Source organism: Ramlibacter pinisoli (assembly GCF_009758015.1).
Lineage (GTDB): Bacteria > Pseudomonadota > Gammaproteobacteria > Burkholderiales > Burkholderiaceae_C > Ramlibacter > Ramlibacter pinisoli.
The window spans coordinates 1227501-1254461 of record NZ_WSEL01000009.1 but is presented as its reverse complement, the minus strand read 5'-3'; the positions used below and the strand labels follow the sequence as shown (position 1 = coordinate 1254461).

30 protein-coding genes (1 of these 30 cut by a window edge) are annotated in these 26961 nt (G+C 70.4%); 13 read left to right on the top strand and 17 right to left on the bottom strand.

The genetic code is table 11. The annotated features are described in order from the left end of the window. Window positions 1–23: 23 nt before the first annotated feature. Genes GON04_RS20370 through GON04_RS20360 form a run of 3 tightly spaced genes read left to right on the top strand, consistent with a single transcriptional unit; the run spans window position 24 to window position 1602 of the window. Window positions 24–782, top strand: a complete 759-nt coding sequence (locus tag GON04_RS20370; RefSeq protein WP_157399824.1) for an IclR family transcriptional regulator — start codon at window positions 24–26, stop codon at window positions 780–782. A 55-nt stretch (window positions 783–837) separates the two neighbouring features. Next, the gene (locus GON04_RS20365; RefSeq protein WP_157399823.1) at window positions 838–1143 is read left to right on the top strand and encodes a hypothetical protein; all 306 of its coding nucleotides are present in this window, start codon (window positions 838–840) and stop codon (window positions 1141–1143) included. A 57-nt stretch (window positions 1144–1200) separates the two neighbouring features. Continuing rightward, window positions 1201–1602, top strand: a complete 402-nt coding sequence (locus tag GON04_RS20360; protein ID WP_157399822.1) for a hypothetical protein — start codon at window positions 1201–1203, stop codon at window positions 1600–1602. On the opposite strand, the gene GON04_RS20355 is transcribed toward GON04_RS20360, so the two are convergent. Next, entirely contained in the window at window positions 1578–2141 is a 564-nt protein-coding gene (locus tag GON04_RS20355; protein ID WP_157399821.1) for a DUF1643 domain-containing protein, read from the bottom strand. The two genes, GON04_RS20360 and GON04_RS20355, sit on opposite strands and share 25 nt — an antisense overlap. Window positions 2142–2306: 165 nt before the next feature. On the opposite strand from GON04_RS20355, the gene GON04_RS20350 reads away from it, so the two are divergent. After that, a complete protein-coding gene (locus GON04_RS20350) occupies window positions 2307–2702 on the top strand; it encodes a VOC family protein (RefSeq protein ID WP_157399820.1) in 396 nt (131 codons plus the stop codon). A gap of 40 nt (window positions 2703–2742) precedes the next feature. On the opposite strand, the gene GON04_RS20345 is transcribed toward GON04_RS20350, so the two are convergent. Beyond that, the gene (locus GON04_RS20345) at window positions 2743–3954 is read right to left on the bottom strand and encodes an alkene reductase (RefSeq protein WP_232533158.1); all 1212 of its coding nucleotides are present in this window, start codon (window positions 3952–3954) and stop codon (window positions 2743–2745) included. Between the two features lie 28 nt (window positions 3955–3982). Here GON04_RS20345 and GON04_RS20340 point away from each other — a divergent pair, with 28 nt between their 5' ends. Next, complete coding sequence (locus GON04_RS20340; RefSeq protein WP_157399819.1) at window positions 3983–4360, top strand: winged helix-turn-helix transcriptional regulator; 378 nt, start codon at window positions 3983–3985, stop codon at window positions 4358–4360. A gap of 195 nt (window positions 4361–4555) precedes the next feature. On the opposite strand, the gene GON04_RS20335 is transcribed toward GON04_RS20340, so the two are convergent. The 3 genes from GON04_RS20335 to GON04_RS20325 are packed head-to-tail and all read right to left on the bottom strand — an operon-like array spanning window position 4556 to window position 6309. Next, entirely contained in the window at window positions 4556–4993 is a 438-nt protein-coding gene (locus GON04_RS20335; protein ID WP_157399818.1) for a cupin domain-containing protein, read from the bottom strand. A gap of 53 nt (window positions 4994–5046) precedes the next feature. Next, entirely contained in the window at window positions 5047–5757 is a 711-nt protein-coding gene (locus GON04_RS20330) for a nitroreductase (protein ID WP_157399817.1), read from the bottom strand. A gap of 3 nt (window positions 5758–5760) precedes the next feature. Continuing rightward, window positions 5761–6309 carry a 4-hydroxylaminobenzoate lyase gene (locus GON04_RS20325; protein ID WP_157399816.1) on the bottom strand — a complete coding sequence of 183 codons (549 nt, stop codon included), beginning with the start codon at window positions 6307–6309 and terminating at the stop codon, window positions 5761–5763. A 111-nt stretch (window positions 6310–6420) separates the two neighbouring features. Between GON04_RS20325 and GON04_RS20320 the strand changes: the two genes are divergently transcribed. Further along, the gene (locus tag GON04_RS20320) at window positions 6421–7401 is read left to right on the top strand and encodes a LysR family transcriptional regulator (RefSeq protein WP_157399815.1); all 981 of its coding nucleotides are present in this window, start codon (window positions 6421–6423) and stop codon (window positions 7399–7401) included. Window positions 7402–7749: 348 nt separating this feature from the next. Beyond that, window positions 7750–8697: a tripartite tricarboxylate transporter substrate-binding protein gene (locus GON04_RS20315; RefSeq protein WP_232533157.1), complete on the top strand. Its 948-nt coding sequence runs from the start codon at window positions 7750–7752 to the stop codon at window positions 8695–8697. Window positions 8698–8736: 39 nt separating this feature from the next. Here the strand turns inward: GON04_RS20315 and GON04_RS20310 are convergent, their stop codons facing one another. Continuing rightward, a complete protein-coding gene (locus GON04_RS20310) occupies window positions 8737–9690 on the bottom strand; it encodes a GlxA family transcriptional regulator (RefSeq protein ID WP_157399813.1) in 954 nt (317 codons plus the stop codon). Window positions 9691–9878: 188 nt separating this feature from the next. Between GON04_RS20310 and GON04_RS20305 the strand changes: the two genes are divergently transcribed. The 4 genes from GON04_RS20305 (at window position 9879) to GON04_RS20290 (ending at window position 14931) form a co-directional block, all read left to right on the top strand. Next, window positions 9879–10700, top strand: coding sequence for a sulfite exporter TauE/SafE family protein (locus GON04_RS20305; protein ID WP_157399812.1), 822 nt, complete (start codon window positions 9879–9881; stop codon window positions 10698–10700). Between the two features lie 516 nt (window positions 10701–11216). Next, window positions 11217–11753 carry a DUF6869 domain-containing protein gene (locus GON04_RS20300; RefSeq protein ID WP_157399811.1) on the top strand — a complete coding sequence of 179 codons (537 nt, stop codon included), beginning with the start codon at window positions 11217–11219 and terminating at the stop codon, window positions 11751–11753. Window positions 11754–12082: 329 nt separating this feature from the next. Beyond that, complete coding sequence (locus tag GON04_RS27215) at window positions 12083–13489, top strand: ATP-binding protein (RefSeq protein WP_181653683.1); 1407 nt, start codon at window positions 12083–12085, stop codon at window positions 13487–13489. Next, window positions 13486–14931, top strand: coding sequence for a sigma-54-dependent transcriptional regulator (locus GON04_RS20290; protein ID WP_157399809.1), 1446 nt, complete (start codon window positions 13486–13488; stop codon window positions 14929–14931). The genes GON04_RS27215 and GON04_RS20290 overlap by 4 nt, the downstream gene beginning before the upstream one ends. On the opposite strand, the gene GON04_RS20285 is transcribed toward GON04_RS20290, so the two are convergent. Next, window positions 14928–16121 (bottom strand): type II secretion system F family protein, encoded by a 1194-nt coding sequence (locus tag GON04_RS20285; RefSeq protein WP_157399808.1) that lies wholly within the window; start codon window positions 16119–16121, stop codon window positions 14928–14930. The two genes, GON04_RS20290 and GON04_RS20285, sit on opposite strands and share 4 nt — an antisense overlap. A 16-nt stretch (window positions 16122–16137) precedes the next feature. Further along, a complete protein-coding gene (gspG, locus tag GON04_RS20280) occupies window positions 16138–16584 on the bottom strand; it encodes a type II secretion system major pseudopilin GspG (RefSeq protein WP_157399807.1) in 447 nt (148 codons plus the stop codon). Window positions 16585–16711: 127 nt separating this feature from the next. Between gspG and GON04_RS20275 the strand changes: the two genes are divergently transcribed. Together GON04_RS20275 and GON04_RS20270 are read left to right on the top strand one after the other, a co-directional pair. Continuing rightward, on the top strand, window positions 16712–17278 hold the full coding sequence (locus GON04_RS20275) for a transglycosylase SLT domain-containing protein (protein WP_198349365.1): 567 nt from the start codon (window positions 16712–16714) through the stop codon (window positions 17276–17278). A gap of 240 nt (window positions 17279–17518) precedes the next feature. Beyond that, entirely contained in the window at window positions 17519–20134 is a 2616-nt protein-coding gene (locus GON04_RS20270; RefSeq protein WP_157399805.1) for a cadherin-like domain-containing protein, read from the top strand. 3 nt (window positions 20135–20137) lie between these two features. Here GON04_RS20270 and GON04_RS20265 read toward each other — a convergent pair whose 3' ends face one another. The 9 genes in view from GON04_RS20265 to GON04_RS20225 are tightly spaced (at most 1 nt apart) and all read right to left on the bottom strand, a layout consistent with a single transcriptional unit that may run on beyond the window. Next, a complete protein-coding gene (locus GON04_RS20265) occupies window positions 20138–20692 on the bottom strand; it encodes a type II secretion system protein (RefSeq protein WP_198349364.1) in 555 nt (184 codons plus the stop codon). Then, entirely contained in the window at window positions 20679–21068 is a 390-nt protein-coding gene (locus GON04_RS20260; RefSeq protein ID WP_157399804.1) for a type II secretion system protein, read from the bottom strand. The genes GON04_RS20265 and GON04_RS20260 overlap by 14 nt, the downstream gene beginning before the upstream one ends. Continuing rightward, window positions 21068–21541 (bottom strand): type IV pilin protein, encoded by a 474-nt coding sequence (locus GON04_RS20255; RefSeq protein WP_157399803.1) that lies wholly within the window; start codon window positions 21539–21541, stop codon window positions 21068–21070. Before GON04_RS20255 ends, GON04_RS20260 begins: the two co-directional genes overlap by 1 nt. 1 nt (window position 21542) lies before the next feature. Then, window positions 21543–23975, bottom strand: coding sequence for a secretin and TonB N-terminal domain-containing protein (locus GON04_RS20250; RefSeq protein ID WP_157399802.1), 2433 nt, complete (start codon window positions 23973–23975; stop codon window positions 21543–21545). Further along, window positions 23975–24523, bottom strand: coding sequence for a secretion system X translation initiation factor (locus tag GON04_RS20245; protein ID WP_157399801.1), 549 nt, complete (start codon window positions 24521–24523; stop codon window positions 23975–23977). The genes GON04_RS20250 and GON04_RS20245 overlap by 1 nt, the downstream gene beginning before the upstream one ends. After that, entirely contained in the window at window positions 24523–25071 is a 549-nt protein-coding gene (locus GON04_RS20240) for a pilus assembly protein PilO (RefSeq protein ID WP_157399800.1), read from the bottom strand. The genes GON04_RS20245 and GON04_RS20240 overlap by 1 nt, the downstream gene beginning before the upstream one ends. Next, a complete protein-coding gene (locus GON04_RS20235) occupies window positions 25058–25588 on the bottom strand; it encodes a pilus assembly protein (RefSeq protein ID WP_157399799.1) in 531 nt (176 codons plus the stop codon). The genes GON04_RS20240 and GON04_RS20235 overlap by 14 nt, the downstream gene beginning before the upstream one ends. 1 nt (window position 25589) lies before the next feature. After that, window positions 25590–26393, bottom strand: coding sequence for a hypothetical protein (locus GON04_RS20230; protein WP_157399798.1), 804 nt, complete (start codon window positions 26391–26393; stop codon window positions 25590–25592). Then, window positions 26374–26961, bottom strand: partial view of a GspE/PulE family protein gene (locus tag GON04_RS20225; RefSeq protein ID WP_157400800.1) — the 3' portion only. Its footprint extends 987 nt past the window's final position; only the last 588 of its 1575 coding nucleotides appear in the window; its start codon lies off the right edge, out of view; its stop codon occupies window positions 26374–26376. The genes GON04_RS20230 and GON04_RS20225 overlap by 20 nt, the downstream gene beginning before the upstream one ends.

The following is a 26961-nucleotide window of genomic DNA, read 5'->3' as shown; positions in this document are numbered from 1 at the left end:
CGTAGAGTGAACCGCGGTGCAGCATGCGCAACACGACCAGCGACGAGGACAGCCCTGCCACCGACGGCGGCGTGACCGCCGTCACCCGGGCGCTGTCCTTGATGGAGGCCTTCGAGGTCGGGGAGTCGTCCCTGAGCCTCGCCGAACTGAGCCGGCGCTCCGGCATGCACAAGACCACCGCCCTGCGGCTGGCGCGCACCCTCGCGCTCTCGCAGTACATGGTGCAGACCGAGGATGGCCAGTGGCGGCTGGGGCCGGCGGCGGGCTGGCTGGGCGCCCGCTACCAGGCGGGCTTCGACGTCAACAACGTCGTCGAACCGGCCCTGCACCAGCTGGTGAAGGAAACCGGCGAGAGTGCTTCCTTCTATGTGCGCGAGGGGGGCATCCGGTCCTGCGTGGCACGGGTGGAGGGCCCGCAGTCCGTGCGGCACAACGTGCGCATCGGCGAGCGGCTGCCGCTCGATCGGGGGGCGCCGGGCCGCGTCATCCTGGCGTTCAGCGGGGCGGCAGGGGAGCCTTACGAAGCCATCCGCGAGCGCGGCTTCCACATCTCGCTGGGCGAACGCGAGGCCGAAGTCGCCAGCGTGGCGGCGCCGGTGTTCGGCCTCAACTGGCGGCTCCTGGGCTCGATGTGCATCTCGGGCCCCAGCTCACGGCTGACGAAGGCAAAGCTCGAAAAGCATGCGAAGGCCGTGATCCGCGCGGCCAACCAGCTGTCGTACGCGCTGGCCGGCAGCCGCTCGCCCGCCACGCCGGCCGCCGTGTCGCGATGGCATCCGTGAGGCGCCCGGGGCACGGCGTCGCATTGGCCGAGCTCTGCACTACGATGCCGGGACGATGCTTCACGTCACGGCCCTTTCCGATCGCTTCTACGACATCGACGTCTGGGGCCGCACGTCCGAGCCGGAGTGGCGGGTCGTCGCTGCCTACACCTATGCGGTCGTGCTGGAGGCCAGGGTCGGCGGCCCGCAAGCGCTCCTGAAGTGCTTCCAGGCCTGGGACCGCGAGGAGCGCGGCACCGCCACCGCCTCCGATGCAGTGGATGCGGAAGCCTTTCGCAGCGCCATCGCCTACGCGGATCCTGTCGGCAAGCGGCTCATGGAGCCCGAGCCGCCTGCCCATTTCACGTTCCGCGTGAAGTAGACGACACCCCCCGCCGACATCGCGTCACGAAGAGCGCCCACTGCCCGAGGACCTTGCATGAAACAGGCCGTCGCCCAAGGACCGCGCGGATGCGTGGTGCTCATGGACTCGATCACGCGGGTCGAGCCGCAGGACGCGGGCAGCGTCGTCGTCAGCGCCTCGCACGGCGGAACCAGCTCCGGCCGGTTCGCGCTGGAGGTGCCGCTGGCCCTGGTCTTCTTCAACGACGCGGGGGTCGGCAAGGACGGAGCGGGCATCGCCGCCCTGGCGATGCTGGAGCAGCGTCGCATCCCCGCGGCGTGCGTCGCCCACACCAGCGCCCGGATCGGCGATGTGCTGGACACCTGGGAGAACGGCGTCGTGTCGTTCGCGAACGCCTCGGCGGTGCAAGCCGGCATCTCGCCCGGCGATCGGCTCGCCGCCGCCGCCGTCCGCTACGTGGGTGTGCTGCCCTCCTGAGCGTCCCCTCCGGGCCCTTCGAGCTCCGTTCCCGCCCGGTGACCATCGAAACGAAATGGCGCCAGACCGACATCGGACCTCGTGTACATGATCCGCGCGTTCCCCGGATGCGGCGGAAAGTCGGTTCCCAGGTCGAGCTGCATGATGTTCTTGCCGGCCAACAACGGCCGTAGCTGTGCCAGCCGCTGCGGAAACCGGTAGGCCCCTTCGTTCTTCACCTGGCCGAAGACGAACAGGAAATCCTGGTGGGTGCGGATCGCGCAGCGCAGGATGCGGTCTGCCTGCGGGTGCTCCACGTCGCGGAATGCCTTGCGCTTGTCCACGCGCGCATACAGGTTGAGCATCAGCATTGCGCCGTACGCCGGGAGCTGACTGAAGACGTACCGCTCCAGGTAGTGGACCGTCTTGTCCGCGTGTTCCTCGTCCGCATCGCTGGGGTTCTGCCCGACGACGCAGAGCGTGCGACCCGCCGGCCGATCGAAAAAGGGCAGGCTCAGCAGGGCGCGATGCGTCCGGCCGCGGACGAAGATGGCACGCACGCGTGCCAGGTCGACTGCCTCGAAGTGCGCAACGGGTTTGGCCAGTCGCAGCTCCTGCGTTCGTTCGGGGCGCTCATCCTAATGGACGCGACTGCTCATCGCGCGCGGGCCACCCACTGCTGGTGGAGAATGGCCCTCCCATTTCTTCCTGCGAAGGAGCCGGCGATGCGTGAACTGGCGGTGGTCGAGCTCAAGGCGTTCGTGCCGGCAAAGGACTTCGGGCTCTCCAAGCGGTTCTACACCGAGCTCGGGTTCACCCAGCGATCCGAAGGTGGCGGCGTTGCCTACTTCGCCTGCGACCACTGTGCCTTCCTCCTGCAGGACTACTACGTCAAGGAATTCGCGGAGAACTGCGTCATGCACCTGCTGGTCGCCGATGTGCGGGCATGGCACCGGCATGTGTGCGATGGCGGCCTGGCGGAACGCTATGGCGTGCAGGTCACCGCCGTGACCGAGCAGCCTTGGGGAATCACCGAATTCGTCGTCATCGATCCCGCCGGCGTGTGCTGGCACATCGGACAGAACACGCCGGGGTTCCGCCGGCCGGGCAAGGCGGCCTAGGCTCCACAGCACCTGCCAGCCGCGCCCCGGACGTTGCGCTTCAACGATCGACCGACCGCTGCCCCGGGTAGGTCGGGAAGTCCGTGAAGCCCACTTCGCCCCGGCGGGTGTAGTAGGTCGATCGATCGGCCTCGGTCAGGGGCCAGCCGTGCCGGAGCCGGTCCGCCAGGTCCGGGTTGCCGACGAAGGGCCGGCCGAACGCGATCAGGTCCACCAGGCCGGTGTCCAGCGCGGCCTGGGCGCCCTCCCTGCTCTTGAAGCCGCCGCACCAGATGATGGCCCCGGGAAAGACCGCGCGAACCTTGGCCAGCAGGGCGTGGTCGATGTAGCGCGCCTTGAACTCCGCCGTCTCCATGTTCCCGGTGGGCATGAGCTCGTAGATCAGGTGCAGGTAGCCGACGCCGCGCCGGCCCAGTTGCTCGGCCACGTACAGCAAGGTTTCCTCGGGATTCGGATCGGCCGGCATCGAGTTGAACAGGCCGAAGGGCGACAGGCGGACGCCGACCCGCCCGGGCCCCAGTTGGCGCACGGCGGCGTCGACGACCTCCATCAGGAACCGGGTGCGGTCTTCCAGGTTGCGCCCGCCGTAACGGTCGTCGCGCGTGTTGAGCACCGGGTTCATGAACTGTTCGAAGAGATAGCCATTGGCGGCGTGGAGCTCCACGCCGTCGAAGCCCGCCCAGCGTGCGTGGGCGAAGGCCTGGGAGAAGGTCTCGACCAGGCCAGACACTTCTTCGGTCGCGAGCCGTCTCGGCGTGCCCGCACGGATGTAGCCCAACCTGCCATGTTCGTCGTGGGCGAACACGTCCGAGTGCTCGGCCCGCTGCTCCGTCACGCCCCAGGGGGCTTCGCCGTTGGGCATGATGGACGGATGCGCCATCCGGCCGACATGCCATAGCTGCACGAAGACCTTCCCGCCCTTGCGGTGGATCTCGTCGGTCACGTGGCGCCAGCCCTTTCGCTGGGCTTCCGAGTGGATGCCGGGCGTCCAGGCGTAGCCCTTGCTGGACGGTGCGACATCGGCTGCCTCGGTCACGATCAGCCCGGCACTGGCCCGCTGGCCGTAGTACGTAGCCATGAGGTCATTGGGGACGTCACCCTCGGACGTGCGCGTGCGCGTCATCGGTGCCATCACAATTCGGTTCTTCAGCGACACGGCGCCGCCAAGGGCCAGGGATTCGAACAGGTTTGCCACAGTACTTCCTTCGTCGATGGATCGAGCGCGAAGGTTAGGCATCACCGGGCATTGCATCTACACACCGATTGGTCAGTCGTTCCCCATGAAGATCACCAAACGACTTCCGGGCCTGCCCGTCGAGCGCGCGCTGGGCATCCTCTCCGGCCGCTGGAAGGCAGTCCTGCTGTTTGCCCTGCTGGATGGCCCGCAGCGCACGTGCGACCTGGAAAAGCGCATCGCCGGCCTGTCGCAGAAGGTGCTGATCGAGCAGCTGCGGGCGCTGGAGGAACATGGCGTGGTGCGTCGCCAGCCTGTCGCCTCGGACGCGCAGGGCATCGAATACCTGCTCACCCCACTGGGCGAGAGCCTCAAGCCCATCCTGCAGGCGCTGATGGCGTGGGGCGTCCATCACGCCAACGAAGTCGACGAAGCGCACAGGCTCCTGCCGTGCGAAGTCGTGGTGCGGGATCGTGTCGCATGACAGGCGCCCAGGCCGGCGCCTGACGGCATCCGCGTTGGAGTGAGGCGTGCGACCGGCGGCCTGGTGAAGGCCGCGGACGCGCGACGCAGGCGGACCCGCGCCCCGACATGGCGCGGGCGCGGGGATGGTCCGTTGATCAGTGCGGCGCCGTGCGCGCGCCGTGTCGTCGCCCCGGGTCGGGGCGCCCGGTCGCGGTCACTTCCCCGGAGCAGGGGGGCGGATCGGGGAGGTGAGCGGCACGTCGCCGGTGTCGACGACGAACACCGCCAGCAGCTTCGCGGGCTCGGTCCTGCTCGCATTGCGGCTCACGCGATGCGTCGCACCAGGGGGCTCGTGGAAGCTGTCCCCTGCACGCAGGAGTTGCGTGGGCCCGTCGTTCACCTGCGATTCGATGGCGCCGGAGACGACGTAGGCGTAGATGAAGGCCGACTTCGCATGCGCATGGGGTGGTGAGGCAGCCCCCGGCGCATAGTCGACGACGACGGCCACCAGCGACTTGCCGGGAATGTTCGGGATGGACTGCTGCAGCGCCGGGGTCACGCGTTCGGTCGCGTCGTGCGCCACCGCGGGAGCGGGTGCGAGGCCGCCCATCGCGGCCGCGACGGCGCAGGCTGCAAGCAGCGGGCGGTGCATCTGGGTTTTCCTGGTCCACGCCGCGTGGCGAGGGCCGTCCATGGTCCGCACAGTCATTCCGGGAAGCCCACCACCCGCGCGAAATCGCGCACCTGCTCGCGCGGCATGGCTGTCTGGTTGACCTTCGCGTCCGGGTCGCCGTATCCCATGGACATCCCGAAGGCGGTCACTTCCTCCGGCGCCATCTGCAGGTGCGACGCGATCACTTCGTGGAACGGCGCGAAGGACACCTGGGGGCAGGTGTCGATGCCACGCGCCTTCGCAGCGATCATCACGTTCTGCGCGAACAAGCCCAGGTCGATCCAGCTGTGCGGCTTGAGGCGGCGGTCGATGCTGAACAGAAGGCCGACCGGTGCGCCGAAGAACGAGAGGTTGCGTTCGGACTGGCGTGCGCGCGCAGCCGCGTCGTTCCGGTCGATGCCGAGCGACGCGTAGTAGCGCGCCCCGAAGTCCTGCAGCCTGCCGCGGAACACATCCGGCAGCGGATCCGGGAAGTGCGCGGGCGCAGGCACGGTGCCGGCGCGGGAGGCGGCGAGCAGCGCCGCGCCCAGTTCGTCCTTGACCGCGCCACTGACGACGTAGACGCGCCAGGGCTGGATGTTGGCGCCGCTCGGGGCGGTCGCGGCATCTTCCAGGATGTCTTCGACCAGCTGGCGACCCAGGGGAAGCGGCTTGAAGGCACGGACGGTGCGGCGCGAGCGCAGGACGTTCGACACGCATTGCGCGATGGCCTGCTGGCCGGATTCACGGACGGAGTTGTCCATTGCTTACTCCTGCGGTGCGGGGTGGTAGGAAATCCGGCCCGAGGGCAGGAAGAACAGCGCGATCACGGCGCCGCCCCTGGCTTCCGGGTAGTGCTGGCTGCCCGGCGCCGGCGCGGTCCAGCCACCGGTGCACCAGCCGTTCGGGCCGTTCAGGGCAGCGCCGGGGGTGAGGGGGACGACCATGTTGAACTCGCCGTAGGGATGGCCGTGGTACTGGCCGCGCAGCCGCTGGTCCGCGTGGCCCTGGCGGTTCCCGGTGCTGTCCATGTACACCGCGGTGATGCTGAAGTGGAGGGTGCGCTCGGACGGCTCGGCGATGCGGCTGCGGCGGTAGCTGGGGCCGTCGATCTCGACGCTGGCAGCCCAGCCGTCTTCCACGCCGCTCTTCACCAGCCGGGCGAGCGTTCGATAGAGCTCGCTGTCCGGGCCGTAGGTCTGGTTGAGCCAGCGTTCGACCGCGGTGCCGGCGGTCATGTCCTTCACTTCGTCGAGGAAGGGAACGGAGCGCTCGATCAGCGCTTCGCGGTCTCTGAGGGTGGTTTCGGTGGTCATGTCTGCGTTCCGGCGGTTACCTGGAGGCAATCATGGGCGAGGGCCGGACTGAAGGGAACTGATGCTTCTGCAAGCCCATAATGCATGCCCTTCACTTGCTGGAGAGCGCTCATGAGCATCGGCCGCATGGACCTCAACCTGCTCAAGGTCTTCGATGCCGTCTACGAGGAACGCAACCTGGTCCTCGCGGGCAAGCGGCTCAACCTGACACAGTCCGCGGTGAGCCACGCACTCGGCAGGCTGCGCGAGCTGGTGGGCGACGAGCTCTTCATGCGCACGGGCAAGGGGATGGTCCCCACCGGGCGCGCCGCGGCCATGGCACCCACCCTGCGCGATGCCCTGCGCCGGATCCAGGCCACGCTGGGCGTGGAGCCGTTCTCGCCGGAGGAGTCGAAGCGGCGGTTCGTGGTCGCCGCGAACGACCACCTCACCGCCGTGATCATTGCCCCGTTGTCCCGGGAACTGCAGCAGGTGGCGCCCGGCGTGGACCTCGTGATCCGGCCCTCCACCCGGATCGACCTGGCGGAGCAGATCGATCTCGGACGGATCGATCTGGCCATCGGGATCTTCGCGCAAGTGCCCAGCCGGCTGAACGCGCGCACCCTGATGTCCCAGGGCGAAGCCATCCTGATGCGCAAGGGGCACCCCGCGTCACGCCGCAAGCTCACGCTGCGGGACATCGCGAAGTACCCGCTGGTGACCCTCTCCGTGGGCGGCCAGGAGGAGGGCGCGGTCGGGGGTTTCATCCTGGAGCGCGGCCTCGCGCGGCAGTCCGAGATGTTCGACCGGCACGCGCTCGAGGAGGCGCTGCGCGAGGAGAACGAAGTGCCCCGGGCGCGCGTGACGGTGCCGCACTCCCTGGCGATCCCGGAACTGCTGCGCGAGACCGACATGCTGTCCATCGTGCCCGCGTCGCTGGCGATGGCGCTGGCCAAGACCAGCGACCTGCTGCGCCGGCAGCCTCCCTACCCGGCCGGGACGTCCACCATCCGGGCCGTCTGGCATCGCCGCGACGAGCACGACGAGGGGCACAACTGGCTGCGCGAGATGGTGGCCAGGACGGCGCGGCTGGCCGAGGAGGCGCTCGGCTAGCCCGGAGCGTCGCCATGCCGGGCTGGCCCAAGCGTCGCCATGCCGGGCTGGCGCAAGACATCGTCATGCCGGGCTTGACCCGGCATCCATCTCCGGAACGAGAGGCCGCACCGGAACCACGATGGGGAGATGGATTGCGGATCAAGTCCGCAATGACGCGGAAGGGGGATGCCGGTTAGCCCTGAGCGTCGTCAGCTCAGACCGAAGTGCACGCCGTGCACTTTGCCCTTGCAAAGACGTCAGTTCCCTTCGGCCCGAGCCGCCACCATCATTGCGCCGCTCCAGTCATCCAACTTTGCGAGGTGCGGAATGAACGCAATGAACCGTCGCGCGTTTGCGCGTCTAGCCATGGCAGTGCCGGCGGCGAGCTGGCTGCTGCCGTCGTTCGCCCAGACGGGTGCCGGTGTCGGCAAGCTCCTGGTGGGCTATCCGGCCGGCGGCACCCTCGACACGACCGCACGCCAGCTGGCGGCGGCCTGGCGCAAGCAGGGGCGCCAGTACATCATCGACAACCGGGCCGGTGCCGCCGGCCGCATCGCCAACAGCCAGCTCAAACGTGAGCGGGCGGATGGGGGCACGCTCCTGTGCACGCACACGTCCGCCCTGACCATCTACCCGCACGTGTATTCGCGGCTCATGTACGACCCGGCGGCAGACCTGCTGCCCGTGTCGCCGCTGGTCGCCGCCACCTGCGCGTTCGCCGTCAGCAACGCCGCCCCTGCCAGCGTGCGTGACGTGCCGACCTACGTCGACTGGGTCCGCCGGATGCCCGGCTCCGCCACCTATGCCTCCCCGGCTGCCGGATCCTTCGCGCATTTCCTGGGCTACCAGCTGTCCGACGCGGCGGGATTGAAGCTCCAGCACGTCGGCTACCGCGGGTCCGCGCCTGCGATGCAGGACCTGATCGGAGGGCAGATCCCGGCGTACTTCGGGTTCGTCGCGGACTTCCTGCCGTACCTGCAGCAGGGGAAGATCAGGATCCTGGGGGTGTCCGGCGAGAAGAGGACGCCGTTCCTGCCGGCGGTGGCGACCTTCGTCGAGCAGGGCTTCCCGAAAGTCCGTGGCGTCGAGACCTACGGGATCTTTGCGCCTCCGGGGACGCCGGCAGGCACGATCCAGGACCTCCACGCGTCCATGGTGGCCGCCAGCCAGGACCCGGCGCTGCGCACGGCCTTCGAGCAGGTCGGCCTCGAGCCGCTGACGCTCACGCCGGGCGAGTACGCGAAGCAGTTGCAGCGCGAGCGGGAGTTCTGGGCTCCCATCGTGCGCGCCTCCGGGTTCCGCTCCGAGGAGTAGCCAGGACGCCGGGCGCCAGGCTACCCGCGCAGCCTGGCGCTAGCCGGCGAACTGCCTGCGGTACTCGCGCGGGCTGACGCCGAGCCGGCGGTTGAACGCACGGCTGAACGCGTCGACGGTCGCGTAGCCGATGTTCGTCGCCAGCCGCTTCAGCGGGACATCGGAGTCCTCCAGCAGGCGCCGCGCCTCGTCGATCCGCGCGTTCTCGACGAACTGCGCCGGCGTCATCCCCGTCTCGTCGCGGAACACGCGCGTGAAGTTGCGCTCGCTCATGCGCGCGCGCGCGGCCAGCCGGGGCACGGAAAGGTCGGCCTTGAGATGCGACAGGACGTGCTCCTGCACGGTGCGGATGTGCGATTTCTCCGCGGCCTGCGCCGCGAGGTGGGCGCTGAACTGGCTCTGCCCTCCGGGGCGCTTGAGGAACATGACCAGTTCCCGCGCGACCTTCAGCGCCAGCTCCCGCCCGTGGTCTTCCTCCACCAGCGCGAGCGCCAGGTCGAGCCCGGCCGTCACGCCGGCGGACGTGTACAGCTTGCCGTCCTTCACGTAGATCGCATCGGGCTCGAGCACCACCCGCGGGTTCTCGGCGGCCAGCTGCGCGACTTCATTCCAGTGCGTCGTCACCCGTCGCCCGTCCAGCAGACCGGCGGCCGCCAGGACGAAGGCCCCCGTGCAGACGGACCCCAGGCGGCGCACCGACCGCGACTGCGCCTGCAGCCACGCCTGCAACTCCTGTCCCGAGCGCAGCGCCTCCACCTCCGGACTGCCCGCCACGAGCAGGGTGTCCAGCTTGCCGCGAAAGCTGGAGACCGTGACGTCGACCGCGAGCCGCAGACCGCAGCTGCTGCGCAGCACGCCCGGCTCGGTGCCGATCACCTGCACCGCATAGGCACGCGGGTCGCCAAGCTGGCGTGCCGCTTCGGCAAACACGTCGGCCGGACCGACCACGTCGAGCAGCTGGACGGCGGGGAAGGCAAGGATTCCGATGCGCATGGCGGAACTCGCTGGGGAATTGGCGGGAAACGCCGCTATCGGCCACAACGGCCAGGACCATTGTGGCCGAGACTTCCTGCAGCGGCGATGGGGCCGAGACACAGGAGCAGGATGAACGCATCGAACAATGGGGTCGCAGGGCGCGTGGCAAGCCCTGCGCACGATCAGGACCGCAGCGGAGGGGAACCATGGTGGCCGGCCTCGATCCTGCGCTGATCCTCGAACTGTTGTCGCTGGGGGTGGTGGCGGGTTTCCTGGCCGGGCTCCTGGGCATCGGAGGAGGCCTGGTCCTCGTTCCCTGCCTCACGCTGCTGCTCGCGGGAATGCACATCGGCGTCGACGTCGCGGTGAAGGTCGCGATCGCGACCTCCATGGCCGTCGTCCTGTTCACGTCCGCGAGCAGTGCGCTGGCCCATCACCGGCGCGGGTCCGTCCGCTGGACCACCGTCGCGCGCCTGGCGCCCGGCATCGTCATCGGCAGCATCGCCAGCAGCCTCGGCGCATTCACCTATGCCAGGGGCGCCGTGCTCGCGCTCCTGTTTGCCGCCCTCGTGCTGGTCTCGAGCGTGCACATGGTCGTCGAGCGGCCAGCGGCAGCGCAGCGCCAGTTGCCCGGCGCCGCCGGGCAGGCCGGTGCGGGCGCCGCCATCGGCTTCGTCTCGGGGCTGGCCGGCGCAGGCGGCGGCTTCGTGAGCGTTCCCTGGATGACGTGGTACGGCGTTCCGATGCGCAATGCGGTGGCGACCTCGGCGGCACTCGGCGTTCCGATCGCGGCGGTCAACGTGGTCGGTTACGTCGCATCGGGCGCCCACGCTGCAGGCCTGCCACCCGGCTCGGCCGGCTACGTCTGGGTGCCGGCCTGGCTCGCGGTCGCCGCCGCGAGCATCGCCATGGCGCCCCTGGGAGCCCGCGCGGCGCATGCGGTGCCGGCGCCCGGACTGAGGAAGTTGTTCTCCGCCTTGCTGATGGTGCTCTCGGTGTCCATGGCCTACAAGGCACTCGCCGACTGAGGCCGTCCGTCGCAGAACCCGCGGCCCTGATCATCGAGCGCATGGTGACGGAGGCGGCGGAGCGTCTCGCGCGCACTCCATCCCAGGTCTCGTCGTAGCGGGCGGGCCCGCCATCCATCTCGGATCCCGTCATTGCGGGCTCGACCCGCAATCCATCCCAGATCTCGTCATTGCGGGCTTGACCCGCAATCCATCTCCCGCACGAGGAGCGGGCTCGTCCGTGGTCCGGAGATGGATGCCGGGTCGAGCCCGGCATGACGTCTCTCTTTCAAGCACGGCGTGACGTTTCTCTGTCCAGCACGGCCTGAGGTACTTCCTTTCGCCCCCGGCATGGCGCTCCCTCGTCAAGCGCGGCATGCGGTTCTTCCCTCAACCCCGGCCTGACGTTCTTCCATCGAGCCCCGCACGAAATCCACGGGCTCAACAACAAGTCAGCACCAAAGAGCCTATTGCAAAACATGGGTAGATGGCACATTTGCGGCACTCCCGGGCCCGAAAGGAATGGAGCTCCCCTCGATGCCGAACGCTGCAGAAATCGTGTTGGACGTGAAGACGCCACGGGTCGCTTCGAGCGGCACGAGAAGGGAGCGCTTCCTCGACGAATGGGCCGCCGCCTACGTGCGCGCGCAGCGCGACCCCACGCTGCTCGAAGTCGACGAGCACCCGCTGCGCTGGGCCGTTCGCGACCTGGTGCTCCCCCTGGGGATGGCCAGCGCCGAAGACTGCTGGGAAGTCGTGCTGCGCATCCTGCGCCTGACGAGCGACTCCGAGGTGCTGAACGTGCTGGTGGCTGGCCCGCTGGCCTATCTCATCGCCGACTCGGGCCGCCTCTTCATCGACCGCATCGAGGCCGAGGCCTGGCGAAGCCCGAAGTTCCGCAAGCTCCTGCACTGCGTCTGGCGCTGCGGGCCGGCGGACGTCTGGGCCCGGATCGATGCCGTCCGCGAACTCCCGACGACGTGGAGGACGGGCCTGCCGCACAGGGACCCTTGCCGGCCCGCGGCAGCGACCCCCGGCGACGACTGTCCGTCGCCCTCCCTGCGCGTGGCCTGAGGCCCCCGCAGCCGCCGAACGCGTGCAGCGTCGGCGGCTCTCGCGCCCTCTTTTCTCCTTCTTCGAACCCCCGGTCTCGTCGCGACCGGCGCCACGCGTGCCGTGGCCGGCACACCTTGGTGGAAGGCACGCGGCACCTTGGTGCCGATTTGCACGCGACAAATTGAATTCGCCCGCGGATGGCTGCAAGATGTCCTTGCACACTGATACAACTTCAGCGTCCAACGGGGAATTTTCTCGATGTGTCTCGTCCGAGTTTGCTGGGCTGCGCAGGATCCCATCCCGATGGACAGGCACGACCGCGGCATGTTGCGGGGAGGACCGGCGCCGTGACGACTCCCGCCCGGTCCTTCAACCTGCTGCGGTGGTTCTCCATCGTCAGTCTCGCCGCGCTGGTCCCGGTGGGGGCCCTGTCGGCCGGCATCGTGTCGCACTTCGTCAGCGAAAAGACCCTGCAGCGCGACGCTGCGCTCACTGCGCAGTTCATCCAGAACTGCCTGGCGGTCGAGGGGCGCCGCAGCGGCATCCGCGATCTGGCGCGTCGCCTGGATCCCCGTGCGGACGCCGATCGCGGCGGCCTCGCGAGCGCGGCTGTCCTGGAGGCCCGCGGCGCCTGGTTCGACCACATCGCGAGCCTTCCGGACGTGCTCCTGGTCAACCTGTTCGCCCGCGATGGCCGCATCGTCTGGTCGACGAACGAAAGCCTGGTCGGCATGCCCGCGACCGCCAATCCGGAGCTGGAGGAAGCATTCGCCACCGGTGACGACGTCGCGCGGCGCCATGCCGGCCAGCTCGCCAGGCGCGAGGAGCAGCGGTTCTCCGTGCAGCCCAGCGAGTTCTTCGTCGAGACCTACGTCCCGCTCGCATCCGGCGAGGGCGACGTCCCGTTCGTGCTCGAGGTCTACAAGGAGCCGCGCGACCTGCTGCAGGTGATCCGGACAGGTCAGCTGCTCGTCTGGCTGACCACGGCCGCGGGCGTGGTGGCCATCTACCTGGGCCTGTTCAGCATGATCCGCCGCGCCTCGACCCTGCTCGCGCAGCAGCAGGGCCAGCTGGTCGAGGCCGAATCGCAGGTGTTCGCCGGCGAGATGGCGACCGCGCTCGCCCACAGCCTGCGCAATCCCCTGGCGAGCGTCCGGTCCAGCGCGGAGCTGGCCCTGATGACGGACGACCTGCCCGTGCGCAAGAACGCACAGGACATCATCACGCAGGTCGACTTCCTCACCCAGTGGATCCGCGAGCTGCTGCTGTACTCCCGGCCGCTGGGCCGCGACACGGAAGCGGTCGACCTGTGCGCCGTGCTCGGGAACGTGCTGGATTCGTTCGCCACCGCCTTCGAGCGTGCCGGTGTCCGGGTGAAGTGGGACCAGCCGGCGGGTTGCCGCCCGCTGGTCGAGGGCAACGTCTCGCTGGTGACGCAGGCCCTGCACAGCGTCGTGTCCAACGCCGTCGAATCCATGCCGCGCGGCGGCGAGATGCGCATCGACGTGCACCAGGTCCAGGAGCCGCCGGGGGTCGAGATCACCGTCAGCGACACCGGGGTCGGCATGTCCACCCAGCAGCTCGCCAGCGCCTTCCGGCCGTTCAACACGACCAAGGCGCACGGGCTCGGCGTCGGGCTCCCCATGCTCAAGCGGGCGATGGAGCGGTTCGGCGGGTCGGTGTCCCTCAGCAGCGCGGAGAAGGTCGGCACGCAGGTGCGGCTGCTGTTCAGAACGGAGGCGAGGTACGTATGAGCAAGACCATTCTGGTGGTGGACGACGATCCGGTCCAGGCCGGCAACATCAGCGCCTTCCTGGCACGCAACGGCTGGGAGGTCGAGGCCTGCGGCTGCGCCGAGGAGGCGCTGGGGCTGTGCGGGACGCTGCATCCCGATGCGGTGGTGACCGACCAGCGCCTGCCCCGGCTCTCCGGCATCGAGATGATGAAGAAGTTGCGCGAGACCGATCCCCTGGTCAAGTGCATCGTCATGACCGGCGACGACAGCGCCCAGACCGCCGTCCAGGCCATGAAGGCCGGGGCGTACGACTACGTGGTCAAGCCCGTGCCCATGGCGGAGCTGAACATGCTGCTGGAGCGCGCGGTCGGCGCCGCGCGGGTGGAGCAGGCACTGCAGTTCCACCAGCAGCGCCAGGCGCACGGGGCCGGGCTCCGGTCGCTGCTCGGCACCTCTCCCGCCGTCCAGGATCTGAAGAACAGGATCGGCCAGGTGCTGGAGGCGGAGCGTCGCGTCTCGGGCGAGGAACTCCCCGCCGTGCTGGTCATGGGCGAGACCGGGACGGGCAAGGAACTGGTGGCCCGCGCGTTGCACTTCGATGGCACGCGGTCGAGCGGTCCGTTCGTCGAGATCAACTGCGCCTCCATCCCCTCGCACCTGCTGGAATCCGAGCTGTTCGGGCACGAGAAGGGCGCCTTCACCGATGCGAAGGAGCGGCGCACGGGTCTGGTCGAGGCGGCCGACGGCGGCACCCTGTTCCTCGACGAGATCGGCGAGATCGACATGGCCCTCCAGGCCAAGCTGCTCAAGCTGCTGGAGGAAAAGACGGTGCGCCGGGTCGGGTCGGTGAGGGAGCGCAAGGTCAACCTGCGCATCATCAGCGCCACGAACCGGGATCTCGAGGCCATGGTCAGGAGCGGCCATTTCCGCAGCGACCTCTACTTCCGGCTGCGCATCATCTCCATCCAGGTCCCCACGCTGCGCAGCCGCGGCGCCGACATCCTGCTGCTGGCGAACCACTTCCTCGAGAGCCATGCGCGGCGCTATGGCAAGCCGGGCCTGCGCTTCAGCCCGGACGCCGAGGCGGCACTGCTCGGCTACTACTGGCCGGGCAACGTGCGCGAGTTGCGCAACATGCTGGAGCAGACCGTGCTGCTCACGCAGGACCGGGTCATCACGCCGGCCCAGCTGGCCCTGTCCTCCAGCCTGGCGCCGGACGCCGGGAACTGCCACCACACCGGGGCCTGCGGGCAGGGCTGCATGGCGCCGCCGAAGAACGGCGCCGACCTGGCCCACATCGAGCGCAACCTGGTCATCAAGACGCTGGAGAAGACGGGCTGGAACGTCACCCGCTCGGCCAAGATGCTGGGGTTGTCGCGCGACATGATGCGCTACCGCATCGACAAGATGGGCCTCAGCCGCCCGGCCGACGAACCGGGCTCCGGGTTCGGCCCCGACTAGCGGATGCTCCCGGCCAGCTCGAAGATCGGGATGTACATCAGGATCACCACGATGCCGATCGCTGCGCCGACGAACACCATCAGCAGGGGTTCGAACAGGCGCACGAACCAGTCGATCCAGCGGCCCATCTCCTCGTCGTGGAAGTCGGCGGTCCGCTCCAGCATCGCGCCCAGGTTGCCCGACTGCTCTCCCGCCCGCAGCATGCGCAGCGCCACCGGTGTCGAGAGCTGGTGCGCCTCGAAGGCCCGGGACAGCGGCAGGCCTTCGCGCACGCGCTGCGCCGCCTGGTCCAGCGAAGCGGCCATGCGGGCGCCGAGCAGCCCGCGCGCCATCCCGAGCGCCGTGAGGGCCGGAATGCCGCTCTGCATCAGGATGCCCAGCGACCGGTAGAGCCGGGTCACCTGGTAGAGGAAGACCCGGTCGCGGACACCGGGCAGCGCCACCACCACGGCCCCGATCATCCGGCGCACCACTGCCAGCTGGCACAGGCCGATGGCGCCGCCCACCGCCGCCGCCAGGGCCAGGCACACCGCGGCCATGTGGCCATGCATCCACGAGCCGATGTCCATGAGGCAGCGTGACAGCCAGGGCAGCCGCGGGCCGAGGTCGCCCAGCACGGCACTGAAGCGTGGCACGACATACCCGACCAGGAACAGCAGCACGCCGGTGCCGACGACGAACAGCAGGGCGGGATAGACCGAGGCGCTGATGATCTTCTGCGTCAGCAGGTCGATCCGGGCCTGGTAGGCGACGTAGCGCAGCAACCCGCTGCTGACGGCGCCGGTCTTCTCGCTCGACTGGATCAGGGCGACGTAGAGCTCGGGGAAGATCGCCGGAAAGTGCGCGAGCGCGGCGGAGAACGACTTGCCCTCGTACAGCAGGCGGATGACGGCGTCCAGGTGCTTGCGGTTCGACGGGTCCTGCTCCTTCTCCGCCAGGCTCTCGAGCGCCGCGATCAGCGGCAGGCCGGCCTGGATCAGCGTCGCGAGCTCCTGGCTGAACAGCACCAGCGGGAACTCGCCGCGCCCGGTGAGGGTGGGGGCCAGGCGCAGGCGGCGAAGCGGTGCCACCGCCAGCACGCGCAGCCCCTGGCGCTGCGCCAGCTCGCTCGCGGCCTGCGCCGATTCGGCCTGCAGCGCCAGCTGCACCACGGCGCGCGCGCCGTCGACGGCCTTGACGCGGTATTGCATGGCGTGCGGCGCCGCGTCAGTACGCGACGTCGGCGCTGTCGTCGGTGCCGCCCGGGCTGCCGTCCTTGCCGTACGAGAGGAGGTCGAACTCGCCCGTGTCGCCCGGCGACTTGTAGATGTAGGGGCGGCCCCAGGGGTCCGGCGGGACGGCCTTCTGCAGGTAGGGGCCGCGCCACTTCGCCTCGCTGGACGGCGCCGTGCTCAGGGCGACGAGCCCCTGTTCCGTGGTCGGGTAGCGGCCCACGTCGATCCGGTAGAGGTCGAGCGCCTTGGCGATGCTGGCGATCTGCGTCTGCGCCGCCTTGGACTCCGACTTCCCGAGCTGGTTGAAGTAGCGGGGCCCGACGATGCTGATGAGGAGGCCCAGCACGACCAGGACCACCAGCAGTTCGAGCAGGGTGAAGCCGCTGCGGCGTGCCCGCGCAGGCCGGCTCCGATGGGAAAAGGACTTGTGGGGCAGCATGTCCGGTCCGGTGTGATGTCGATAGAAGCTGCAACGCAACTTTGGTGCCCGCGCGCCGCGGGTAGCGGGCGCAGGTTTTGCCTGTGCAGCTGCCATGCCTCGTGTTCTGGTGGGTCGTGGATGCGCCGTGCTGCTCGCCGTCCTGGCGGTCGCCGCCGCACTCCCTGCGCGGGCGGACATCACGGTGCGCGACGACGGCGAGCAGGGCCTGGTGTTCGGCAACGTGGAGGCCCTGCCGGCGCCCGAGGCAGGGCGACCGGATGCGCTCGCCGCGCGGTCGCGCCGGCTGCGCGCGGAGCGCCAGAAGTTCGCCGCCATCGTGCGCTCCGCCGCGCAGGCCCACGGCCTGCCCGAAGCGTTGCTGCAGGCGCTCATCGAGGTGGAATCCGGGTTCGATGCGGCGGCGGTGTCGCCCAGGGGCGCGGTCGGCCTGATGCAGCTGATGCCCGGCACGGCGCGTGACCTGGGTGTCCACGATGCACGCGATCCGGCCGCGAACGTGGAGGCGGGGACGAGGTACCTGAAGCGCCTGCTGGCGCTCTACGGCAATGACCTCGCGCTGGCCCTGGCCGCCTACAACGCGGGCCCGGCGGCCGTGAACCGGAGCGGCGGACTGCCTCGCAACCCCGAGACGCAGGCCTACGTGCCGCGCGTGATCGCCCGCTACCACCGCTTGCAGAGCGCCGCCGACTGACCGGGGGACCGGGTGGGTGACCCACCCGAAGTTGGGGAATTTTGCGTGGCCCCGAACGCATCGGCGCGCTGCCATGAGACCCGCCCGCCACGCCGTCCATGGTGCTTGGAGATGTGTGTTGCCCACTGCCTGCGGCCCCGGCGATGCATCCACTCGTCGGCCCTGCCGCCGGCATGGTGCGCTCTTTGCAATGAGTCCCTCCGATCGATTCAACCGTAACCGCAACAGCAGGAGATCGTCATGAAGGTCGCGCGACTCACATTGATCTCGGGAGCCATCGCACTCATGCTCAGCGCCGGGCCGGCCCGGGCCGTGCTGGAGCGGGTGGGGCCTGTCAGCAGGGCCCCGACGATCGGCGGCTACCCGGCCTGGTTCCAGGACAAGACGGGCGTCGCGATCGAGTTCTGCGATCCGAAGTCGCAGTCCGAGCTCGACGGAGGCTGGTGCGTCCTCGTCCCACCCGGCCCCGTGTTCCCGGAGGCCTTTCCGGACAACTTCTTCGACGAGCACTTCTACTACGCGGCCGACAACACGCTGGTCGACGCGGGCGCCGGATTCAAGGCCCGGCTGGTGGTGGCGCTGGAAGCGGCGTTCTCGAACGGCCCGGTCGTCGACACCACGCAGATGACGTTCGGCCGCATCCGGCTGTTCATGCCCAGGCTGCCGTTCGACGGCGACTACCGCGTCATCACGCCGTATTCCGACATCACCTACTACGACCAGAAGGCCGGCGAGCGGATCTTCGAGACGAATGACGTCGGGGTCGCCTGCATCAACACCTTCGAATGCACGCTCGACACCGCCATCGGACCCTTCCTGCTGCCGTCCCCGGTGGCGGGTGGGCCGGAAGTGCCGCCCATGCCGGACCTCCAGGCGGCCCCGCCCGGAACGGACCCGTTCTACGACCTCCTCGTCGCCACCGGTGCGCCGACACCCAGTCCCGGAACGGGCAAGCAGTACCTCGCCGACCCGGCCCGCGTGGGGCCGATCACCGGCAGCCTGCTGCCGAACTTCACCGACAGCGACGGCGTCGTGCGCAACCACAACACCTTCCGCATCGAGGTCCGGGCACCGGCGCCGAACCACGACGGCCCGGTCATCTTCGTCTCCGACGGGGAGACCAACTTCACCGTGGCGGGCCGCCTGATGACGGGGACGCTGCCGGGGAAGGTGGCCCGGGCCCGCGCGACGTACAAGGCCGACAGCTACGGCAACGTGACCGACCTGGATGTCTTCGCGAGCGCCTCGCCGACGCTGCAGACGCGCATTCCCGCGCGGCCGCAGCAACCGCCCGTGACGCCCCTCGTGTCGTTCTATGACCAGGCCTGCGCCGGCGCGGTGTCGATCGATCCCAACACCGGGGCGACCGTGATCGGCCCCGGTCCCTATTCCGCCCCTGCCGGGGTGCCGCACATGATGGCGGCCGTCGGCAGCGACGTGTGGGGCCAGAGCCAGCCCGGCGGCCAGCCGCCCAGCCACGTCTGCATCGAGGACGGTTCGGCCCGCAATGCCGCCGGACAGGTCGTCCCGGCGTACTCGCTGGAACGGGTGACGGACACCGTCACCATCAGCAGCGCCAGCTATGCGGGCGCTTCCGGTGCGACGCTGACGGTCAATGCCGTCTCCAGCGATCCCACCGCCGTGCTCGCCCTGGCCGGCTACGGTCCGGCGCCCGCCACCACGCCGGGCGTGTCGGCCGGCAAGGGCGCGGGAACCGGGCTCGAACTGGCGGCCAACTCGGCCCAGGTCACCGGCCTGCTCGCGCCCCCGTCCCAGGTCCAGGTCAGCTCCACCAAGGGCGGCTCGGCCCTGCGCACCACCGACACGGCGCACGGCGCCGCCATGATCGTGGGCGTGCCCGGCGCCGTGAACGACAGCGTGACGATCGACGAGGACTGCTCGCCGACGGCGGCCACCCTCTGTGCCGCCGGCCAGTCGGTGACCATCGACCTGCTGGCCAACGACACGGTGGTGCTCAACGGCTACACCAAGACGCTGCGCGAGGTGGTGTCCAACAACCTCGGCACGGTGACGGTGAGCGCGCAGGCACCCCGTCTCGGCGTGGCCTCGGTGTCGCCCGACGGCATCCTGACCTACACCCCGAACGCCAACCTGTCCGGCACCGACAGCGTGCAGTACTCGGTGACGGTCAACGGCCAGGCCTCCAACCTGGCGCAGGCCCAGATCACGATCACGCCGGTGAACGACTATCCGGTCGCCGGCAACGTGGCGGCCGGCGCGGTCGTCGCCAAGCCCAACCAGCTGAACCTGATCGCGACATCGACCGATCCGGACGGCAATGCCGACGTCCGGGATGCGGTGATCACGGCCTGGCCCGCGGGACTGGGAGTGCAGCCGGTCCCGACGGCGGGCACGATCAGCTTCCAGCCGACTTCCGCCGGCAACTTCGTCGTCAACTACCGGGTCAAGGACGCGGCGGGCCTGCTCTCGGCCAACACCGCCAGCGGCACCGTGACGGTGACCGGCGCCGAGACCATCGCCTACACCAAGAACCAGTTCAAGATCGGCAACTCGGGCGGCTCGACCAGCACCCGCTGGACCGTCACCGGCACGGACACCGTGCGCTCCGGCCAGCAGCTGACCATCGTCTACCTGGATGGCACCTTGCGCACCGGCGCGTCCTGCAACGGCACGGCCACCAACCCGAGCTGCGTGATCGGGACCGCCGTCGTCGATGCGGCCGGCAACTTCAGCTACGACGTGGGGGGGGTGCCCGGCGGCCCCAGCGATCCGACCGACACCAAGACCTGGTCGACGCTGCCGCGGAACATCCGGACCTACTCCAGCAACCCCGTGCTCGGTGGGGCGCAGAACATCGGCATCCAGCTCAAGTGACCGTCAGGGGCGCTGGGCGGCCTGGGTCACCTGGGGACCCTGGGCAGGCTGGGGACCCTGGGCGGCCTGGCCCGGCGTGGCCAGCGCCGGCCGGGCGCTCTCGGCGATGAACAGCCAGTCGGAGTAGCGCGTCATGCCCTTGAAGGCCTGCCACGGCGGCGAGAAGCCGTCCTGCTTCAGCGGCGTCGCGTCGGAGGGGCTGTGCACGCCGGCGATGCGGCCCTCGGGACTCAGCACGGGCGCGAACGGCTCGCCACTGACCGGGTCGCGATAGAGCTCGCGCAGGTGGTGACGCTGCACCGGGAAGCGGTCGTCCGCCACCAGGTCGTCGAGCCGGCTCGGGTATTGCCGGATCCCGGGCGACTGCTGCCAGTAGGCCTGGATGGCACGCGCGTACTGCTTGCCGGTCCAGAGCAACTGGCGCTCGTGCGCCCGCCTGGCTGCGATGGTCCAGGTCGCGCCGGTGCCGGCCAGCCCGAGGCCGATCACGCCCACGATGAAGAGCACGCCGAGGTAGGTGAACCCCCGCTCGCGACCGCGCCGCCTACCAGCTCGCATACGGCGTTCCGTCGCGGCCGTTGCCGGGCGCGGCGCTGTGCACATCGCGCAGGCCGCGCTGGCCCTCGTCCCCGGACAGCTCGAACACCCACTGGTCGCTGGCGCCGGTCACCGGGTCGGGCGGGATGCTGCGCAGGTAGCGCGCGGTCACCAGCTCCTGCAGGGTGTCGGGGTACTTGTTGCGGTCGCTGTGGTACTGGTCGATGGCTTCGCGCATGACCGACAGGCTCTTGCGCAGTGACGTCTCGCGCGCGTTGTCGAGGCTGCCGAAGTAGCTGGGCACGGCGATGGTGAGCAGGGTGGCGACGATCGCCAGCACGATCATCAGCTCGATGAGGGTGAACCCTCCCGGACGGCGGTTCCTGCGCGGGTCCATCACCAGCTCCGGTACGGCGTGCCGTCCAGGGCCTGCCCCTCGGACAGCGAGCGCACGTCGAAGACATCCTTGCCCGGCTGCGGCGCGTCGGGCGGGCTGTCCGAACTGCGCAGGCCCCAGGTCTGCACGGCCGGCAGGGCCGGGTCGGCGAACGGGTCGCGCGGCACGCGCCGCAGGAAGTAGAGCTTGCCGCCGGCGCCCGCCGACCGGTCGGCCACGCCGTCGACCAGCACCTGCAGGGAGGCGGGGTAGCCCGCATCGCCGGCCGAGCGCGCGACACGCCCGGCTTCCACCGCATCCCTGTAGGCATCGATGGCGTCGCGCAGGGTCGTGAGCGCGGCCTTCAGTTCCTGCTCCTTGCTCCTGCGCACCATGGTCTCCGCCAGCGGCATGGCGATCGAGGCGAGCAGGCCGAGGATGGCCACCGTGATGACCAGCTCGACCAGCGTGAACCCCCGCGCTGCGCGGCGCATGTCAGGGCTCCGTCACCGCCAGGTCGAGGGCCGCCGGCAGGGCGGCGGGCTGCAGCCTGTTGCCGGGGCCGATGCCGGAGAAGACCAGCACCTTCAGCGGGCTGGACGAGGAGGGTGCGAGCGCCTGCACCTTCAGCTGCACCAGCGGCCCCTCGGCGGTCATCCCAGGCCCCCCCGTGGGCCGGGACACGCCGACGAAGACGCGACCGGTGGTCTCGTCGGTGTTGGAGGAGTAGGTCGTGACCACGCCGTCGCTGCGCAGCAGCTCGCCTTCCACAACCTCGGTGACCTTGAGCACCTTGGGGTCGAAGCCGATCTGCAGCGCGGTGCTGATGACCGGCTGGGTCGCCTTCAGCAGCACGGTGACGAGGGTCTCGTCGCCCACCTTCAGGCGGCTGTCGCCCTCCAGCGCCAGCGTCAGCGGCGCTGGGATGCCGGTCACCGGCCGGTCCAGCGGGGCCGGGCTGACGGGCGTGTCGGGCGGCGTGATGACCGCCGGCGGCGGGGGCGGCAGGTTGGCGGGGGCGGTGGTCCCCGCGGACCGGGGCGGCATGGGCAGCGTCGCGCCGCGCGCGCTGCCCACGACCGGCGGCGGCGGGACCGGGGCCGACTCGCCGGGCGGGGCGGTCAGCGTCACGGCGTCCTCGCCCGGCCGGCCGGGGTCCTGCAGCGACAGCGGGCGGGACCGCACGCCCGATTCGGTGCCGGAGCCGTACTCCAGCATGTGCGGTGGCAGGTACGGCGTGTTGCGGACGATGCGCGGGGTGATGGAGAGCACGAGCTCGCGCTTCTTCCAGCTGTCGTCGTGCTGGCCGAACAGCCTGCCGAGGCCGGGGATGTCGCCCAGGCCGGGCACCTGGTCGGCGTTGGCGGCATGGTCGTTGCGGATCAGGCCCGCCAGGATCTGGGTTTCGCCGTTCTTCAGGCGCAGGGACGTGCTGGCATTGCTGGTCTTGACGCGGACCAGCGTGGTGCCGGAGTTCGTGCGGCCGGCGTCCTGCGAGTCGCTCACCTCGAGCGACAGCTTGATCGCCACTTCGTCGCTCTGGTAGATGGTCGGCTCCACCTCGAGCTTGATGCCGGTGTCGAGGTACTGCACCGTCTCCGTGATCACCGGGCCCTGCGTCGACGGGACCGAGGTGGCGTTGACCACGGGGATGCGGTCGCCGATGTGGATCTTCGCCTTGTCCTTGTTGCGCACGCGGATGCGCGGGCTGGCGAGCGTGTTGACGTCGTTGTTCAGCGATTTCGCGCGCGCCTGCAGGGAGCGGTCGATCCCGATCCGGTTGTCGGTGATGGGGCCGTGCAGGTCGCTGAGCAGCGCCGCCGCCCCCCCGTTCGGCGCCAGGACCGTGAAGGTCGACGGCCACTGGATCCCGAGATCGAGGAAGCGGTCGCGCGAGACGTCCAGCAGCTCCACCTCCAGCACCACCTCCGCCTCGGCCTGGTCCTGCGCCTGGAGCAGCTTCTCGGCCAGGCGCACGGCATCCGGCGAGTCGCGCATGGTGAGCGCGTTCAGCTTCTCGTCGACGAACAGGTCCTTGGTCTTGAGCATTGTCCGGATCAGGGTCTGGGCCTGCTTGACGTCCATGTTGGTGATGAAGAACGTGCGGATCACCCAGTCCTGGTACTCGCGCAGCTTGGCCGGCGTGGCGGGGTAGACGATGACGGTGTTGTCGTTCAGGACCTTCTTCTCCAGCTGGCTCTGGGACAGCAGCAGGTCCAGGGCGTCTTCCACGGCCACCTGCCTGACGAAGATGGTGGCCTTCAGGTCGGGCCTGACGTCCTTGTCGACGATGAAGTTGATGCCCGTCGTGCGCGACAGCACGTCCAGCACCATCTTCAGGTTGGCGTCGCGGAACTCCAGCGTGACCGGGCGCGTGAAGCGGGTGCGCAGGCGCGGGTAGGGGCTGGCCGTGCGGGCGTGCTGCAGGTCGATCTCGCGCCGCAGCACCTGCGCATCGGACAGGTTGGGGTCCAGTGCCAGCACGCCGGCCAGCTGCTTTTCCGCCAGTTCCAGGTCGCCGCGCCGGAAGGCGGCGCGGGCCTGCTTCTGCATCTCCTCGACGTTGCGCCGCTGGTCCAGCGCACCCAGTGCGTCGGTCGCGCGCGCATTGCGGGGGCTCAGGCGCAGCACCCGCCGGTAGGTCTCGGCGGCGGCCTCGGACTCGCCGGCCGTTCGCTGCCGCTCGGCCTGCGCGAGCAGGCTGGCGACCGCCCGCTCCTGCTGGAGGGCCAGGGCGGCGCGGTAGCGGGGCTCGCCCGGGGCCTGCGCGGCGGCATCGTGGAGGCGGGCGAGGCCCTCCTCGTAGCGGCCCTGGTCGAGCAGCGCCTGTCCGTCGCGCAGGGCGTTCTCGGACGCGCAGCCGGCCAGCGCGAGCGCGAGGACGGTCGTGGCGAAGAGGGTGGGGCGGCCAAGGCGAACGGGGTCCATCAACTGCTTCCGATCCCCAGGGTCTGGGCAATGTTCAAGGGCAGGTACGTCAGCCGCAGCTGGGCGGCATCGATGCTGTCGACCCGGTACTGGCCGTCGATCACGTCGCCGGCGGCCACCGCGTACACGCGCTCGCCCCGCTGCAGGAACACCTTGCGGCTGGCGTCCTGCTCGAGCCGGCCCAGGAAGCGGAAGGGCAGCGGCGGGGCGGCGGGCGCGGCGGGCGGGGGCGGAGCCGCCGGCGCGGTGGCAACGGTGACGGGCGGTGGCGGCGGCGGGGGCGGCTGCCAGGACTTGACCGCGAAGAGCTCGACGCCGGCCGGGCGGGAGGCCGCCGCGCCAGCTGGTTCGGCGGCCGGCGTGTCCGGTGGCGGCGCCGGCGGCAAGCCGCGCAGCCGGTCCAGCGGCCCCGCTGCAACCGCCGCGGGGCCGCGCGGACCGGCGGCAGGCGCCGGCGCGGCGGCAGTCTGCCCGACCAGGGCGGGCCAGGCGGCCACGACGCCGGCGCCGGCCAGGAAGGTGGTCCAGAACAGCCAGCGCCGGCTCATCACCGCACCGCCACGTAGATGGACATCTGCACGCGCGCATCGACCTTGGCGTCGGCGATGCTCTGGCGCTGCAGGCTCAGGTCGTCCAGTGACAGCCCGGGAACCCCGGTGGCACAGGCCGCGGCGAAGCGGCGCACCTGCGGGTACGTGCCCTTGAGGGGCAGCACGATCTTGTAGCGCACCAGTCCGGCCGCCGGGATCTCGGCCCCCATGTACTCGCCGCGCACCAGCGACAGCTGCTCGGTGGCCGCGGCGGCATAGATGCGGTCGATGTTCTGCGTCAGCTCCGTCATGGCCGGCAGGGCGCCGTAGAACAGCTTGCGCCGGGTGGCCGCCGATTGCGGCGCGCTCGCGAGCCCGCTGCGCACGGCCGCGGCACGGCGTTCCGCCCTGGCCAGTTGCTCCTGCCCGGCCGCGAGCCGGGCCTGGGCCGGCAGCAGCACGGCGCCGGTCCAGGCCAGGCTGGCCGCGGCCAGCAGTGCCCCGGCCGCGCCGGGCCAGCGCAGCGCGCGCAGGAATTCGGCGGCCGCCAGCCTAGGGACTCGCATGGGCGACTCCCCAGCTGGCGCTGATGTGGAAGCGGACCGGCGTGCCGACCGCGTCGGTGGCGATGGCGTGGTCGACCAGGACCACCTGGGCCAGGCCCGGCTGCTGCTGCAGTTGCCGGTGGAACTGGAGCATCGAGCCCAGGGTGCGCGCCTCGGCGTGGATCTTCACCTGGCGCCGCAGGACGTCGGGCACCACGGCCAGCAGCGCGACATCGGCCTGGTCGGTGGCCTCGAGCGCCGCGAAGAGGGAATCCCACGGCAGCTGTGAGCGCTCCAGCACCTTGCGGGCGGCGATCAGGTCGGCGCCGTCCCTCGCGTCCGCCGCCGCGAGTTGCGCGCCGGGGCCGCCCGCGGCCTGCAGCCGCGCCCAGCGCGCCCCCTGGTCCTCCTGCTGGTGTCCGTGGTCCAGCTGCACCTCGAGCACGCCCGCCACGCAGGCGATGCCCACCAGCAGCAGGGCCCAGCCCCAGGGGCTCGGCGACGGTTCGCGCTGGAAGTCGAAGTCCAGCTTGCGCATGTCAGGCCACCGCGCCGGCCATCGCCAGCAGGGGATCGGGTCCGCCCCCGGCACCGGGGCAGGAGATGGTCCTGGGCACCACGCCCTGGCAGGCAGGGACCTGGAGCCCGTCCTGCCCGGGGGCGTGCACGAAGATCGGCGGCATCTCGTGCTCGCCCAGCCCGGCGAGCACGGCCTCCCGCTCGATCAGGTTGGCGAGTTCGCGCGGCTTGGCGGGAACGGCCGTGTTGCGCACGCTGCGCCAGGCGCCCTTGTTGGCGAGCATCAGGCAGCTGCGGTCCGGCTCCGCCACCAGGAACGCGAAATCGCTGGGTGGCAGGGTCCGGCGCAGCCGGTTGAACACGGCCGACAGGTAGGGCTGGATCGACACCACGCGCAGCGGCGACCGCGCTGCCGTCTCGCGCAGGCCGGCCAGCAGCCCGCCGCCCAGCGCCGCGGCGATGCGCACGCCCGGCTGCTGTTCGCGGCCGGTCAGGATCACCCGGCCGGGGTCGGCGCCGAAGGTCTCGTCGAAGCAGACCGCGGCGAAGGCGGACAGCTCCGCCCGGTTCCCGACCTGCGCCGGGCTGGACACCAGCAGGTACTGCACGAACTCGTTCGACAGCACGATGGTCAGCTCGCCCGCCGCCGTGCCGGCGCGGGACAGCACGTCGGCCAGGGCGGCGGCCGCGGCCTGCGGCGTGGCGGCGGCGCACGGCGCCTCGGCCTGCAACTGCAGCTGCGGCGCCGACCCCTGGCGGCGCACGAGCGCGGCCCGGTCGGGGCGGATGACGGCGGTGAAGCGGCTAGTCCACGAAGGTGACACGGTTGATCTCCTGCAACGTGGTACGTCCTGCCGCCACCAGCGCCAGCGCGGATTCGCGCAGCAAACGCAGGCCGCGCCGGCGCGCGGCTTCCTTGACGCGGGCGATGGGCTGCCGGTCGATGATCAGCTGCCGCAGCTCGTCGTCGAGCAGCAGGATCTCGGCGATGGCCGTGCGGCCGCGGTAGCCGGTGCCGCGGCAGCGCCCGCAGCCCTGTCCGACCACGAACTGGAAGCTGCGGCCCACCTCCGGGTCGATGCCGGATTCGGCCAGCTCCGCCGCGGTCGGCTGCACCGGGGTCGCGCAGCTCGTGCAGACCTGGCGCAGCAGGCGTTGCGCCAGGATGCCGTTGAGCGCCGACATGAAGCTGTACGCGTCGACGGCCATCTGCGTGAAGCGGTTGATCACGTCGAAGACGTTGTTGGCATGGATGGTGGTGAACACCAGGTGGCCGGTGAGGGCGGACTGCACCGCGATCTGCGCCGTCTCGGGATCGCGGATCTCGCCCACCATGATCTTGTCGGGGTCGTGCCGCAGGATGGACCGCAGGCCGCGCGCGAAGGTCAGGCC

Bases quoted from the DNA above. Each gene is read 5' to 3' on its own strand.
- GON04_RS20370 (WP_157399824.1), top strand. From the start codon at position 24: ATGCGCAACACGACCAGCGACGAGGACAGCCCTGCCACCGACGGCGGC.
- GON04_RS20365 (WP_157399823.1), top strand. From the start codon at position 838: ATGCTTCACGTCACGGCCCTTTCCGATCGCTTCTACGACATCGACGTC.
- GON04_RS20360 (WP_157399822.1), top strand. From the start codon at position 1,201: ATGAAACAGGCCGTCGCCCAAGGACCGCGCGGATGCGTGGTGCTCATG.
- GON04_RS20350 (WP_157399820.1), top strand. From the start codon at position 2,307: ATGCGTGAACTGGCGGTGGTCGAGCTCAAGGCGTTCGTGCCGGCAAAG.
- GON04_RS20345 (WP_232533158.1), bottom strand. From the start codon at position 3,954: ATGCAATGCCCGGTGATGCCTAACCTTCGCGCTCGATCCATCGACGAA.
- GON04_RS20340 (WP_157399819.1), top strand. From the start codon at position 3,983: ATGAAGATCACCAAACGACTTCCGGGCCTGCCCGTCGAGCGCGCGCTG.
- GON04_RS20335 (WP_157399818.1), bottom strand. From the start codon at position 4,993: ATGCACCGCCCGCTGCTTGCAGCCTGCGCCGTCGCGGCCGCGATGGGC.
- GON04_RS20330 (WP_157399817.1), bottom strand. From the start codon at position 5,757: ATGGACAACTCCGTCCGTGAATCCGGCCAGCAGGCCATCGCGCAATGC.
- GON04_RS20325 (WP_157399816.1), bottom strand. From the start codon at position 6,309: ATGACCACCGAAACCACCCTCAGAGACCGCGAAGCGCTGATCGAGCGC.
- GON04_RS20320 (WP_157399815.1), top strand. From the start codon at position 6,421: ATGAGCATCGGCCGCATGGACCTCAACCTGCTCAAGGTCTTCGATGCC.
- GON04_RS20315 (WP_232533157.1), top strand. From the start codon at position 7,750: ATGGCAGTGCCGGCGGCGAGCTGGCTGCTGCCGTCGTTCGCCCAGACG.
- GON04_RS20310 (WP_157399813.1), bottom strand. From the start codon at position 9,690: ATGCGCATCGGAATCCTTGCCTTCCCCGCCGTCCAGCTGCTCGACGTG.
- GON04_RS20305 (WP_157399812.1), top strand. From the start codon at position 9,879: ATGGTGGCCGGCCTCGATCCTGCGCTGATCCTCGAACTGTTGTCGCTG.
- GON04_RS20300 (WP_157399811.1), top strand. From the start codon at position 11,217: ATGCCGAACGCTGCAGAAATCGTGTTGGACGTGAAGACGCCACGGGTC.
- GON04_RS20290 (WP_157399809.1), top strand. From the start codon at position 13,486: ATGAGCAAGACCATTCTGGTGGTGGACGACGATCCGGTCCAGGCCGGC.
- GON04_RS20285 (WP_157399808.1), bottom strand. From the start codon at position 16,121: ATGCAATACCGCGTCAAGGCCGTCGACGGCGCGCGCGCCGTGGTGCAG.
- gspG (WP_157399807.1), bottom strand. From the start codon at position 16,584: ATGCTGCCCCACAAGTCCTTTTCCCATCGGAGCCGGCCTGCGCGGGCA.
- GON04_RS20270 (WP_157399805.1), top strand. From the start codon at position 17,519: ATGAAGGTCGCGCGACTCACATTGATCTCGGGAGCCATCGCACTCATG.
- GON04_RS20265 (WP_198349364.1), bottom strand. From the start codon at position 20,692: ATGCGAGCTGGTAGGCGGCGCGGTCGCGAGCGGGGGTTCACCTACCTC.
- GON04_RS20260 (WP_157399804.1), bottom strand. From the start codon at position 21,068: ATGGACCCGCGCAGGAACCGCCGTCCGGGAGGGTTCACCCTCATCGAG.
- GON04_RS20255 (WP_157399803.1), bottom strand. From the start codon at position 21,541: ATGCGCCGCGCAGCGCGGGGGTTCACGCTGGTCGAGCTGGTCATCACG.
- GON04_RS20250 (WP_157399802.1), bottom strand. From the start codon at position 23,975: ATGGACCCCGTTCGCCTTGGCCGCCCCACCCTCTTCGCCACGACCGTC.
- GON04_RS20245 (WP_157399801.1), bottom strand. From the start codon at position 24,523: ATGAGCCGGCGCTGGCTGTTCTGGACCACCTTCCTGGCCGGCGCCGGC.
- GON04_RS20240 (WP_157399800.1), bottom strand. From the start codon at position 25,071: ATGCGAGTCCCTAGGCTGGCGGCCGCCGAATTCCTGCGCGCGCTGCGC.
- GON04_RS20235 (WP_157399799.1), bottom strand. From the start codon at position 25,588: ATGCGCAAGCTGGACTTCGACTTCCAGCGCGAACCGTCGCCGAGCCCC.